This is a genomic window from Oceanisphaera sp., from assembly GCF_048268965.1.
Taxonomy (GTDB): Bacteria; Pseudomonadota; Gammaproteobacteria; order Enterobacterales; family Aeromonadaceae; genus Oceanimonas.
Genome location: NZ_JBLWUK010000007.1, coordinates 91,615 through 104,036, shown reverse-complemented (window position 1 = coordinate 104,036; position 12,422 = coordinate 91,615). Strand labels below are relative to the sequence as shown.

Here is a 12,422-nt window from a genome sequence, read left to right as displayed (position 1 = left end):
CACCTGGACTGGGCTTTCAAATATTTACGACGAAACGCTCAACCATCGCAGCAAAGTAAATCGAAGCAGGGCAAGGGATTACGTGACATTTACGATTTTTTTAATGCTTAAGAACCTGGCTATGAGGGGACGCTATGAGAGGGTCACTCCTGTGTACCTCCTGTCGTCATTCCCGTGCAGACGGGAATCCAGGGTATATGGCACTGAACTGTCAGTTTGCGGCTGGTCTGCAAAGTCACTGGGCCCCCGCCTTCGCGGGGGTGACGGGTTATTCGAGGGTGACGGGTTATTCGAAGGGGACGCTATGAGAGGGTCACTCCTGTGTACCTCCTGTCGTCATTCCCGTGCAGACGGGAATCCAGGATATATGACACTGAACTGTCAGTTTGCGGCTGGTCTGCAAAGTCACTGGGCCCCCGTCCCCGTCCCCGCCTTCGCGAGGATGACGCTCCTTCGCGGGGTGACGATTATCTCGCGGGGGGGACGATTTCCCATACCTGGGTGTTCGGATAAAAGGCATACCAGGCAAACCAGTAGCCTGGCTGGGCGCTCAGCTGTTTCCCCTTGTCGTTGAAAAACCTCGGCTGGCCATTCGTGTCTGTTTCGATACGGATGCGCTCCCCGCCCAGGGTGTCGTACAGCGGCGAGGTCTGGTTGCGCAGGGCTCGGTGGGGATAGGCCCTGGCCTCGCCGTTGATCACGAGCCCGGTGACCATCTCCTTCAGCGGCAGGGCCCGGCTTTGGTTGCGGATGGGAAACATCAGCGCATTGCGTCGGGCATATTCCCGGTAGGGGTCGCGTTCGTAGTTGCGAAAGTAGCCGGTGTCGGCGGACAGCACCTTGGTGTCGGGATGCGCCTCGCGCCACTCTTGCCACGAGGTCAACGACAACGGCAGCGTGGGCAGCACCAGGCCTTTCATCGGACCGGTCACGGCTTGAGCCAGTACCTGGGGCCAGAGTGATTCGCTCTGCCGGTCGTAGAGCAGCAGGTTGCTGTTGTACAGCAGGCCGGAGACCCCGAAAGTCAGGGGCTGGCTCTGGTGCTCGGCCACCAGTACCACGGCGGTAGCACAAAGCGGGCAATAGGTGATGGCGACTGCCTGGCCACCTATGTAGTCGTTCACCACTTCATGCCAGTTGAGAATGGCCACCGGGTAGGCCTTGGTCTCGCCCTGGTATGCCAGCCCTATCACCTCGTCCCGGGGCGCCAGTATGGCGTCGATGAATCCGGGGTTATCGATGGCGGGAATGCCGTCCCGGGGCGGACCGCCCGGCAGTAGCTCTGCTGCCGGTATCAGGGCGTCGTCCAGGTTGAAGCCGTTAAGGCGAGTCTGGGTCTGGCCGGGGATACCCCATAGCAACAAGCCCAATATCAGCAGCCAGCGCAGGCATGTTCCGAGCGGTGTTGTGAACCGAGGGGGCCGGGCAGAGGTGTTTGGCATCATGTACTCTCCGTCTGCATTTTTGTCGGCACTTGTTAAAGAAGACAGGGCCGTACCGGGCTTTATTGCAACGGACGGGCGCCAGTCTGTAAGAAACCGGCCGGCTACAGCGACTGTTTAATAACCCGTTTACAAAAGCGGACCATCCACAAAGCAACGCGAAACCACCAATAACATCATTCACGGTAACCACTCATCCGCAATGAAAAACAAGGGGGCAACCCGTATGAAACTGTTGAAGATCTCACAACTCTTGCTGGGTCTGCTACTGGGCACCCAGGTGATGGCCGCCGATATCCGGCCCTTTAGTCAGCAATTATTCGAGCAACTCCAGGCAGCAGGCCAGCCGGTACTGGTGGACGTCTATGCGGACTGGTGCCCGGTGTGCCTGCGTCAGGAGGCGGTGCTGGCTCCCATGCTGGACGAGCCGGCGCTGGAGCAGCTGATCATGCTCCGGCTGGATTTCGATACCCAGCAGGCGGCGCTGAAACGTCTGGGAGTGAACCGACAGAGCACCCTGTTGCTGTTTGATGAAGGTCGGGAGATAGGGCGGGTGCTGGGTGAAACCGACGCCGGCCGGCTGCGTCGCTTTATCGAGCGGATCCACTGAGGAGTGCCCCATGGACATCGGCATCACGGTATTCGGACTCAGCCTGCTGGCCGGCCTGGTGACTACCTTGTCACCCTGTGTGCTGCCCTTGCTGCCGATAGTGGCTGCTTCGGCCATGGCCAGACGGCGACGGGGGCTGTTTGCCCTGGCGGCAGGCATGGCCCTGTCTTATACCCTGGTGGGCATCACCCTGGCGTCGGTGGGGCTGGCCCTGGGGCTGGATGGCCGAATGCTGCGCACCCTGGCGGCTCTGTTGATGGTATTGGTGGCCATCTGGTTGCTGAGCCAACGGGTACAGCGCGGCTTCAGTGCCGCCACTGCCGGCCTCGGCAATCGGGCGCAAGTCTGGCTGAGCGGCTGGCAGCCGGGCACGACCACCGGCCAGCTGGGAGTAGGGTTGCTGCTCGGCCTGGTATGGGTGCCCTGTATCGGACCGACTCTGGGAGCGGCCATTACCCTGGCCGGTCAGGGACAGAGCCTGATCGAGGTGTCGCTGGTCATGCTGGTGTTCAGCCTGGGTGCCGTGCTGCCGTTGATGGCGGTCGGCCTGCTGGCGCGTAGCGGACTGGGTGGCAAACAAGCCCGATTGTCCGGCCTCGGCCGAGGGGGACGGACGCTGCTGGGCCTGGCCTTGTTGTTGATCGGGGGGCTGGTGCTCACGGGGCTGGATAAACCGCTGGAGATCTGGCTGTTGCAAATCAGCCCGATGTGGTTGATTGAACTGAGCACCCGCTTCTGAGGCGACTAGACTTAGTCAGGGGCAGGCTGGTTGCCGCCGAGCGAGGTACAGATGCCAAGAAGGTTACTTTGGGCCGGAGTCGGTCTGCTTATCGTACTGCCCATCGTGGCTGTGCTGGTGATTATCAAGCTGAGCCAGTTCGATGCCATGACCACGGCGGGCGAGCAGATGCAGCTGCCACCGGAGCCGGTCAACATGATGAGAGTGCGTGAAGCACGCTGGCAGCCTGGGGTGACGGCGGTCGGCTCCGTGGTGGCGGTGCAGGGTGCCCTGTTGCGTATCGAGGCCGAGGGCATAGTAAAAAGCATCGACTTCGAGGCGGGTGCCCGGGTGGCGGCCGGTGACGTGCTGTTGCGGCTCGACGCCGAGCTGGAACAGGCACAGCTGCGCGAGGCCGAGTCTGCCGCCGCCCTGGCGCGACTTTCCTTTCGGCGGGCGCAGCAACTGCGCAAAAGCGGCAGTATTGCCCGGAGCGAGTTTGATCAGGTGGCCGCCAACCTGAAGCAGACTGATGCCCGGGTCGATTTTTTCCGCGCCCTGATCAACAAGAAAAACCTGCGCGCGCCCTTTGCCGGACAACTGGGTATCCGTCAGATAAGCCTGGGCCAGTTTCTCGACAAGGGCAGCGCCGTGGTGTCGCTGCAGTCCCTCGACCCCGTGTATGTGGACTTTTCCCTGCCTCAACAACAGCTGGCCGAACTGAAGCAGGGCCTGGCGGTCACGGTGAGCTCCGACAGCTATCCCGAGCAGCAATTTACGGGCAAGGTGACCGCCTTCAATCCCGAAATAGACGCCGTGACCCGCAGCATTCGGGCCCAGGCGACCCTGGCCAATCCGGATGGTCGCTTGCGGCCCGGCATGTTTGTGGCGGTTGACATGCAGCTGGCACGCTCGGAGTCCGTCTTGCTGATCCCGCAGACGGCGGTGGTACATGGCCCCTATGGCGATGCGGTGTTCGTGCTGGAAGAGGGAGAGCAAGGGGCCGATGGGGCCTCGTCGCTGGTGGTGCAGTCGCGTACGGTCCGCCTCGGCGCCCGGCGCGGTGACTTCGTGGCCATCACCGAGGGGCTGGCGGTGGATGAACGGGTGGTATCTACCGGCGTGTTCAAGTTGCGCCCGGGGATGGCGGTGGTGGTCGACAACAGCCTGGCGCCGGCCTTCAAACTCGACCCCCAGCCCGGTAACAGCTGAGCCATGGCCGCCTTTACCGATATCTTCGTTCGTCGTCCCGTGCTGGCGCTGGTGGTCAGCATAGTGATAGTGATTGCCGGTCTGCAGGCCTGGTGGTCGCTGAGCGTGCGCCAGTATCCGCAAAGCGAGAATGCCTCCGTGATTGTCGCCACCCCCTATATTGGCGCCAGTGCCGAGGTGGTGCGCGGGTTCGTGACCACCGCCATCGAAGGCGCCATTGCCTCTGCCGACGGCATTGACTATGTGGAGTCCAAGAGTCTGCTCGGTCTGTCGCTGGTCACCGCCCGGCTCAAGCTCAACTACGAGCCGACCCGGGCGCTGGCTGATATTACCGCCAAGGTCAATCAGGTGCGCAACGAACTGCCGGTCGAGGCGGAGGTGCCGGCGATCAGCGTGCAGTCGGCGGACTCGGAATTTGCCGCCGCCTATCTCAGTTTTTCGTCCGAGCGACTGTCCCAGAGTGAAATCACCGACTATCTGGTGCGGGTGGTACAGCCCCGGCTGGCGGCGCTGGCAGGGGTGCAGCGGGCCGAGATCTTCGGGGCGCGCACCTTTGCCATGCGGGTCTGGCTGAAACCGGAGCGCATGGCGGCGCTCAATATCAGCCCGTCTCAGGTGAGCGCGGCGCTGGCCGCCAACAACTTTCTGTCGGCGGTGGGCAGCACCAAGGGGGCTCAGGTGCAGGTGTATCTGACCGCCAATACCGACTTGCATACCGCCGAGCAGTTTCGGCAGCTGGTGGTGCGCCAGCAGGGCGATACCCTGGTGCGGTTGCAGGAGGTGGCCGAGGTGGAGCTGGGCGCCGAGGACTATGACACAGAGGTCAGTTTCAACGGCCAGACGGCGGTGTTTATGGGTATTTTTCCGCTGCCCAATACCAATACCATAGAGGTGATTCAGGGGGTGCGGGTGGACTTGGACGCCCTGGGCCGAGACTTGCCCGCCGGGCTGGAGGCAAAACTGGGCTACGATGCCTCCGAATACATCGACAACGCTATTCATGAGGTGGTCGGCACCCTGATGGACACCCTGCTGATCGTTATCCTGGTCATCTTCCTGTTTCTCGGTTCCTGGCGCTCGGTACTGGTGCCGGTGGTGGCCATTCCGGTGTCGCTTGTCGGCGCTATTTTTCTGATGCAGGCCTTCGGCTTTACCCTCAACCTGCTGACCCTGCTGGCCATAGTGTTGTCGGTGGGGCTGGTGGTGGACGATGCCATCGTGGTGGTGGAAAACGTCGAGCGCCACCTGCGGGAAGGGCGCACACCGGTGGAGGCGGCGCTGATTGGTGCGCGGGAGCTGATAGGGCCGGTCATCGCCATGACCATCACCCTGGCCGCCGTGTATATTCCCATCGGCCTGCAGGGTGGCCTGACCGGCTCGCTGTTTCGTGAATTTGCCCTCACCCTGGCCGGGGCCGTGACCATCTCCGGCATAGTGGCGCTGACCCTGTCGCCCATGATGAGCGCTACTCTGCTACGCAGTGCCGAGCGGGAAGAGCGTGGCTTTACCGGCTGGGTCAATCATCGCTTCGACCGGGTGCGCGAGGCCTACGGTCGGGGGCTGGCGCATATTCTCAAGCGTCGCCCGGCCGTGTATGTGCTGTGGGCCGTGCTGACTCTGCTGGTGGGGCCCATGTATCTGTTTTCGCCCAAGGAGCTGGCGCCGCTTGAAGATCAGGGGTTTATGTTCGGCATCATCAACAATGCGGCCAACGCCTCGGCGGATCAGAAAATCCATTTCGGGCGGGCGGCGGAGCAGGTGTTTCTGAATGCACCGGAGCGGGAGCTGACCTTCCAGATCCTGCTGTCGCCTTCGGATCCGTTCGCGGCGGCATTGGGGGTGGGCGGCTTCAGTGGCATGGTGGTCAAGCCCTGGGATCAGCGCAGCCGCTCCATTCGGGAAATTGTGCCCGAGATGCAGGCCGGGCTGTCCGCCATTCCCGGCTTGCAGGTGTTTGCCAGCCAGCCGGCGGCGCTGCCCGGGGGCAGCAATTTTCCGGTGGAGTTCATTATCGCCTCCACCGATGAGCCGGCGCAGATGCTGGTGTATGCCGAGCAGCTGCAGCAGCAGGCGATGGCCAGCGGCCTCTTTTATTTTCCGCCGGTGATCGATCTCAAGATGGATCAGCCTCAGTCGGAAATTGTGCTCGACTACCAGAAGCTGGCCGCCCTCGGGCTGACCCAGCGGCAGGTGGGGGCCGATTTGGGGGCGGCCCTGGGGGGCAATTATGTCAACCGTTTCAACATACAGGGGCGGGCCTACAAGGTGATCCCCCAGTTGGAGCGGGGCGAGCGGCTCAACCCGGATCAGCTGACCGACATCTATATCTCGGGGCCGGGTGGGCAACTGATCCCGCTTGGCGCCATCGCCACCCTGCGCGACAGCACGGTGCCGCGATCCCTCAACCGCTTTCAGCAGCTCAATGCGGTCAAGCTGTCGGGTATGACGCCTCGGCTGGACGAAGGTCTGAAGGTGCTGGAAGCCGCCGCCCGCAAGCTGTTGCCGGCGGATTACACCATCAACTACACCGGCGAGTCCCGTCAGTTGCGCACCGAAGGGGGCAAGTTCCTCCCGGCGCTGGGGCTGGCGATACTGATGATTTTTCTGGTGCTGGCGGTGCAGTTCAATTCCTTTCGCGATCCGCTGGTCATTTTATTGGGCTCGGTGCCGCTGGCCATGTTTGGGGCGCTGCTGTTCACCGTGCTGAAGATGCCCAACCCGGACTTGCCTTACTGGACCGACGGCTGGACCACCACCCTGAATATTTACGCTCAGGTCGGGCTGGTGACCCTGGTGGGGCTGATTGCCAAAAACGGCATCTTGATCGTCGAGTTTGCCAACAAGCTGCAGCAGCAGGGGCACGACAAGCTGGCGGCGATTGAAGAGGCGGCCATGACCCGTTTTCGCCCCGTGCTGATGACCTCGGTGGCCACTGTGGCGGGGCACTTTCCGCTGACCCTGGTTGAGGGCCCGGGAGCGGCGGCGCGTAATTCCATCGGCCTGGTGCTGGTAGGCGGCATGGCCATCGGCACCCTGTTTACCCTGTTTGTGGTGCCCTCGCTCTATATGCTGATCGCCCGTCAGCACCGGAAGACATAAATGACGCCGAGTCTCTGCGTGGTGCGGATCAGGCTATGCCGAGGCGAGAGAATGATCAACATATGTGACAAAAATGTTATTCGGCCTGTAATATCAGGGGAGTCTGTTGCGACTGTATAAACTGGCAAGACCTGTTTTATCCCGAGCCTTTCATGGACGAACTTATCTTGAGGAACACAATCATGCGTCGATCTCCCAGCCAGTCCGAATATCATTTTCGCATTTCTCCCATTGCCGCCCTGGTGTCGGCTTCTCTGTTAACCCTGGCGTTGTCGGGTCCGGTGCAGGCCGTCGAGTCGGGCGCCAATAGCGTGCAATGGGTAGCCATGAGCAAGAAGCCCTGCGCTGCCAATCCTTGTGCCGCCAACCCCTGCGCCGCCAAAAATCCCTGCGCGGTCCAGAACCCTTGCGCTGTTAAGAATCCCTGTGCGGTGAAGAGCCCGTGTTCGGCCAACCCCTGCGCCACTAAAAACCCCTGCGCGGTGAAGAGTCCGTGTGCGGCCAACCCGTGCGCCACTAAAAACCCCTGTGCGGTGAAGAGTCCGTGTGCGGCCAACCCGTGTGCCACCAACCCTTGCGCCACTAAAAACCCCTGTGCGACCAAGAATCCTTGCGCGGCTAAGCCGGCGACAGTGAATCCCTGTGCCGCCAAGGCGGTACAGCGGCCGGCTAACTATCAGCCTTATCAGGGAGACCAGAGCGAGCTGGTAACTCTGGGCAAGGCGCTGTTTAACGACACCAGCCTGAGCAGTAATGGCCTGTCTTGTGCCAGCTGTCATCAGGGCCAGATGATGTACCAGGCCAGTTTTGCCATGGCCTATCCCCATCCGGTAGCCATGGCACGGGATCAGTTTGGCCAGAGTGAGGTGCATCTGGACGAGATGATCCAGATTTGCATGATGGCACCCATGGCGACCCAGCCCCTGGCATGGGATTCGAAAGAGCTGGCAGCCCTGGTGGCCTATGTACAAACGGAGCAGGCGACGTTTAACCCCTGTGCCGCCAAGAACCCTTGCGCCGCTAAAAATCCCTGTGCGGTGAAGAACCCTTGCGCGGCTAACAATCCGTGTGCGGTCAAGAACCCCTGCGCCGTTAAAAGCCCCTGTGCGACCAAAAATCCTTGTGCGGCTAAAAACCCCTGTGCGGTGAAGAACCCCTGCGCCGTTAAAAACCCTTGTGCCACCAAATCCCAGTAAGGATGCCCATGACAACAGTGACACTTCAGCCCTTGCCCACACTGATAGCACCGGTGGCGGCCAGCTTAACGCCCGGTGACATTGGTCGGATGCGTGAAGCCGGCCGCCAAATCCGGGAATGCTACCGGGTGATGACCAAGGGCGGGGTTAACATAGTGGGCGAGGTGCTCAAGGGGCAGGGCACCTTTTTCGAGATGACCCACTACCCGCTCGACGATGTATTCGATAAAGACAGTCATAGCCAGTATTACTACCATGCCCATCGCGGCGGCGGGGTAGAGCACGGCCACTTTCATACTTTTTTGCGCGGGTCGGGCATTCCCGCCCAGCTGAAAATGCTGGACTACCCCCAGGCCAGCGAACCCTGGCCCAAGGGAGAGCAGGCCATTGCCCATCTGGTCGCCATCTCCATGGACGCCTGGGGTTATCCCACCGAGCTGTTCGCCTGTAATCGCTGGGTGACCGATGAAAGCTGGTATCCGGCCGAGGCGGTGATCTCGATGCTGGACCGTTTCGTTATCGATCATGCCAACCCGTCCTGGCCGGTGAATATCTGGCTAAGCAACATGCTGGTGCTGTTCCGCCCCCATATAGAGGCGCTGCTAAAGCATCGTGATGCGGTGATCGACCAATGGCAGGCGAGCAACCCCGACCAGGATATATTTGAAAACCGGCAGCTGGAGATCACCGGCCAGCTGCCGATTTCGGTAGATGGCTGGCTGGCCGAACTGGAGGCGGTGCCTGGATAAGGAGGCGTTTATGAGTGGGGAACATGCGGGCAAGACGGCGTTGGTACTGGCCGGTGGCGGCAGTTTGGGCGCGGTACAGGTGGGCATGTTGCAGGCACTGGTCGAGTCGGGGGTGCAGGTAGACATGGTGGTGGGTTCCTCGGTGGGTGCCATCAATGGTGCTTATTTTGCCGCCCGGCCTCATGAGCAGGGGGTAGAGGAGTTGGCTGCGCTCTGGCTGGCATTGCGCAGCGAAGATGTGTTTCCTATCCATGCCTTTACCACCCTAAAATCCTTGCTGATGGGGCATAATCACATCGCTCAGGCCGATGCCCTGGCCCGGTTGCTGCGCAACAAGCTGCCGGTGGCGCGCATCGAACAAACCGAGTTGCCGCTGCATATAGTGGCGACCGACCTGCTGACCGGTAAAGAGGCCTTGTTGTCGAGCGGTTCGCTGGTTGAGGCCCTGCTGGCCAGTTCGGCCATTCCGCTGGTTTTCCCCCACCAGGTGATCGAGGGGCAGGCGCTAATGGATGGCAGCGTGGCCAGCAATACGCCCATCGCCAGCGCCGTGGAGCTGGGCGCCGAGCGGCTGCTGGTATTGCCTACCGGCTTTGGTTGCACCTCCCCGGGAGTGCCCGAACGCATGGTGTCGCTGGCGCTGCACACCCTGAATTTGCTCAGCATGTGGCAACTGGCGCGGGATGTAGAGCATTATCAGTCGCGAGCCGTCATCCATGTGGTGACGCCCTTGTGTCCACTGGCGGTGTCGGTGTTTGACTTTTCGGCGACCGCCGAGCTGTTACGCCGTGCCCGAACGCATACACTGCACTGGATGGAGCAGGGCGGGTTGGAAACACAAGGAGTGCCCCACACCCTGAGGCCCCACCACCATTGAACCCGCTTCCCGCTTAAGCAGTCCGGCATAACAGGTGTTGTTATGCCGCTATTCCCCCCCTCTCTTGTCATTCCCGCGAAGGCGGGAATCCAGAACCAGTGGCGCTGAACTGCCAGTCTGCGGGGCGCCTGCAAAGGAACTGGGCCCCCGCCTTCGCGGGGGTGACGATTATTTCGCGGGGGTGACGATTATCTCGCGGGGGGACGATTATTTTGCGGGGGTGACGATAAAGGCAAACGAGCCCCTGAGTTCGCATCAGTTATGAGATATTGCTTACCTTGTCGCTTGTCCCGTGCCTGGGCAGGGCCAGGGAGATCAGTGCCGCCAGGGCGATAAAGGCGCTGGAGATCCACAAGCAGGCGGCCAGGCCGGCCATCTGGTAGACCCAGCCCGAGAGCAGGGTGCCGATCAGCCGGCCCATGGCATTGGCCATGTAGTAGAAGCCCACATCCAGAGACACACCGTCTTCGCTGGCATAGCTGACGATCAGATAGCTGTGCAGGGAAGAATTGACGGCGAACAGCACGCCAAACAGCAGCAGGCCCCCCAGCAGACTGAGCTCCACATCCAGTTCGCTGTTCAGCCCCAGGGCGATCAGCACCGGGATCAGGCACAAGGCCGCGGCCCACACAAAGGCGCTACGCCCGTCCGGAACCTTGCCGGAACGCTTGCCGGTAAGGTGGGGTGCCAGCGACTGTACTATGCCGTAACCAATCACCCACATCGCCAGAAAGCCGCCTACCCGCCACTGTTCCCAGCCGAGCTGGCTGGCCAGAAACACCGGCAGTGCGACCACAAACCAGACGTCCCGGGCGCCGAACAGGAATAGCCGGGCGGCCGACAGCAGGTTGATGGCCCGGCTCTTGGAGAAGATTTCACTGAATTTGGGCTTGTTTTTGGCCTTGCCCAGATCCCGCTGCAACATCAAGATGCTGAACAGCCAGACCAGCGCCAGCGCCACCGCCATGGCGGCCACGGCCCCCTGAAAGCCGAACCCGGCCAGCAGGGCGCCGCCCAGGAAGAAGCCGATCCCCTTGAGTGCATTCTTGGAGCCGGTGAGCACCGCCACCCATTTATACAGGGTGCCCTGGGCCTGACTCGGCACCAGCAGCTTGATGCTGCTCTTGGCGCTCATCTTATTCAGATCCTTGGCGATACCCGACAGCGCCTGGGCAGCCATCACCCAGGGCACGGTCAGCCATGCCAGCGGCACCAGCAGCATGGCCAGCGCCACAACCTGCAACGCCAGCCCCAGATTCATGGTGCGGTTCAGCCCCAGTCTGGCACCCAGCCAGCCGCCCACCAGGTTGGTGATCACCCCGAAAACTTCGTAGAACAGAAACAGCAGGGCGATTTCCAGTGGTTGGTAGCCCAGGCCATGGAAGTAGAGCACCACCAGCATGCGCAGGGCGCCGTCGGTGAGGGTAAAAGCCCAGTAGTTGCCGGTGACCAGCAGATACTGGCGAATTTGCGGTGAGAGACCGGCAAGCATGACTTACTCCTGATCCATCCGGCCCACCATGCGTGCCAGCTCGGCGGTACGGTTGGCGTAGCCCCATTCGTTGTCGTACCAGACATAGAGCTTGAGCTGGGTGCCGTTGACCACCATGGTGGACAGGGCGTCGATAATGCTGGAGCGAGGATCCGTCTTGTAGTCGACCGATACCAGCGGCCGCTCTTCATAGCCGAGGATGTCCTTGAGCTCGCCTTCGGCGGCCGCCCGCAGCATGGCATTCACTTCTTCTACCGTGGTGGCGCGCTCCAGCTCGAACACGCAGTCGGTCAGCGAGGCATTGGCCAGCGGCACCCGGATGGCATGGCCGTTAAGCTTGCCCTCAAGCTCGGGAAAGATATGGGTGATGGCGGTGGCCGAGCCCGTGGTGGTGGGGATCAGGCTCAGGCCGCAGGCCCGGGCCCGGCGCAGATCCGCATGGGGAGCATCGAGTATGGTCTGGGTGTTGGTAATGTCGTGCACCGTGGTCATGGAGCCGTGCCGGATCCCCAGTTGCTCGTGGATAACCTTGACCACAGGGGCCAGGCAGTTGGTGGTGCAGGAGGCGGCAGTGACGATCGGGTGCTGCTCCTTGTTATAGAGCTGATGGTTCACCCCCATCACCACATTGAGCACGCCTTCTTCTTTCACCGGCGCCGTGACCACCACCCGCTTCACCCCCTGATCCAGGTAGGCCTGAAGCAGGGCAGTCGTTTTCATCTTGCCGGAGGCCTCGATCACCAGATCGCAGCCGGACCAGTCGGTGTCTGCGATGGCGCTGTTGCGGGTACAGACGATGCGTTGGCTGCCGATAACGATGTCATTGCCCTCGGCTAGCGCTTCATGTTGCCAGCGGCCGTGTACCGAGTCGAAGTTGAGCAGGTGGGCCAGGGTGGCGGCATCACCGGCTGGATCGTTGATTTGCACAAACTCCATGTCGGTCCAGTTCCAGGCGGCGCGCAGCGCCAGTCGTCCCATGCGGCCGAAACCGTTGATACCTACTTTGGTCGTCATATATTGTCCTATT

10 protein-coding genes are annotated in these 12,422 nt (G+C 61.5%); 7 read left to right on the top strand and 3 right to left on the bottom strand.

Going from position 1 to position 12,422, the window contains the following annotated elements:
* Positions 1–467: 467 nt before the first annotated feature.
* Positions 468–1,445, bottom strand: a complete 978-nt coding sequence (locus ACN0VL_RS05665) for a DUF3179 domain-containing protein (RefSeq protein WP_417615364.1) — start codon at positions 1,443–1,445, stop codon at positions 468–470.
* Positions 1,446–1,668: 223 nt separating this feature from the next.
* Between ACN0VL_RS05665 and ACN0VL_RS05660 the strand changes: the two genes are divergently transcribed.
* From ACN0VL_RS05660 to ACN0VL_RS05630, 7 genes are all read left to right on the top strand, one after another.
* Complete coding sequence (locus tag ACN0VL_RS05660; protein WP_417615362.1) at positions 1,669–2,052, top strand: thioredoxin family protein; 384 nt, start codon at positions 1,669–1,671, stop codon at positions 2,050–2,052.
* A gap of 10 nt (positions 2,053–2,062) precedes the next feature.
* Entirely contained in the window at positions 2,063–2,791 is a 729-nt protein-coding gene (locus ACN0VL_RS05655) for a cytochrome c biogenesis CcdA family protein (RefSeq protein ID WP_417615360.1), read from the top strand.
* A 51-nt stretch (positions 2,792–2,842) separates the two neighbouring features.
* The gene (locus tag ACN0VL_RS05650) at positions 2,843–3,982 is read left to right on the top strand and encodes an efflux RND transporter periplasmic adaptor subunit (RefSeq protein ID WP_417615358.1); all 1,140 of its coding nucleotides are present in this window, start codon (positions 2,843–2,845) and stop codon (positions 3,980–3,982) included.
* 3 nt (positions 3,983–3,985) lie between these two features.
* Positions 3,986–7,081: an efflux RND transporter permease subunit gene (locus tag ACN0VL_RS05645; RefSeq protein ID WP_417615356.1), complete on the top strand. Its 3,096-nt coding sequence runs from the start codon at positions 3,986–3,988 to the stop codon at positions 7,079–7,081.
* 182 nt (positions 7,082–7,263) lie between these two features.
* Complete coding sequence (locus tag ACN0VL_RS05640; protein WP_417615354.1) at positions 7,264–8,277, top strand: c-type cytochrome; 1,014 nt, start codon at positions 7,264–7,266, stop codon at positions 8,275–8,277.
* Between the two features lie 8 nt (positions 8,278–8,285).
* The gene (locus ACN0VL_RS05635) at positions 8,286–9,026 is read left to right on the top strand and encodes a DUF6969 family protein (protein ID WP_417615352.1); all 741 of its coding nucleotides are present in this window, start codon (positions 8,286–8,288) and stop codon (positions 9,024–9,026) included.
* A 10-nt stretch (positions 9,027–9,036) separates the two neighbouring features.
* Positions 9,037–9,903, top strand: a complete 867-nt coding sequence (locus tag ACN0VL_RS05630) for a patatin-like phospholipase family protein (RefSeq protein WP_417615350.1) — start codon at positions 9,037–9,039, stop codon at positions 9,901–9,903.
* 259 nt (positions 9,904–10,162) lie between these two features.
* Here ACN0VL_RS05630 and arsJ read toward each other — a convergent pair whose 3' ends face one another.
* Positions 10,163–11,395 (bottom strand): organoarsenical effux MFS transporter ArsJ, encoded by a 1,233-nt coding sequence (arsJ, locus tag ACN0VL_RS05625; protein WP_417615348.1) that lies wholly within the window; start codon positions 11,393–11,395, stop codon positions 10,163–10,165.
* 3 nt (positions 11,396–11,398) lie between these two features.
* On the bottom strand, positions 11,399–12,409 hold the full coding sequence (locus tag ACN0VL_RS05620) for an ArsJ-associated glyceraldehyde-3-phosphate dehydrogenase (RefSeq protein ID WP_417615346.1): 1,011 nt from the start codon (positions 12,407–12,409) through the stop codon (positions 11,399–11,401).
* Between the last annotated feature and the right edge of the window lie 13 nt (positions 12,410–12,422).

Bases quoted from the DNA above. Each gene is read 5' to 3' on its own strand.
- ACN0VL_RS05665 (WP_417615364.1), bottom strand. From the start codon at position 1,445: ATGATGCCAAACACCTCTGCCCGGCCCCCTCGGTTCACAACACCGCTC.
- ACN0VL_RS05660 (WP_417615362.1), top strand. From the start codon at position 1,669: ATGAAACTGTTGAAGATCTCACAACTCTTGCTGGGTCTGCTACTGGGC.
- ACN0VL_RS05655 (WP_417615360.1), top strand. From the start codon at position 2,063: ATGGACATCGGCATCACGGTATTCGGACTCAGCCTGCTGGCCGGCCTG.
- ACN0VL_RS05650 (WP_417615358.1), top strand. From the start codon at position 2,843: ATGCCAAGAAGGTTACTTTGGGCCGGAGTCGGTCTGCTTATCGTACTG.
- ACN0VL_RS05645 (WP_417615356.1), top strand. From the start codon at position 3,986: ATGGCCGCCTTTACCGATATCTTCGTTCGTCGTCCCGTGCTGGCGCTG.
- ACN0VL_RS05640 (WP_417615354.1), top strand. From the start codon at position 7,264: ATGCGTCGATCTCCCAGCCAGTCCGAATATCATTTTCGCATTTCTCCC.
- ACN0VL_RS05635 (WP_417615352.1), top strand. From the start codon at position 8,286: ATGACAACAGTGACACTTCAGCCCTTGCCCACACTGATAGCACCGGTG.
- ACN0VL_RS05630 (WP_417615350.1), top strand. From the start codon at position 9,037: ATGAGTGGGGAACATGCGGGCAAGACGGCGTTGGTACTGGCCGGTGGC.
- arsJ (WP_417615348.1), bottom strand. From the start codon at position 11,395: ATGCTTGCCGGTCTCTCACCGCAAATTCGCCAGTATCTGCTGGTCACC.
- ACN0VL_RS05620 (WP_417615346.1), bottom strand. From the start codon at position 12,409: ATGACGACCAAAGTAGGTATCAACGGTTTCGGCCGCATGGGACGACTG.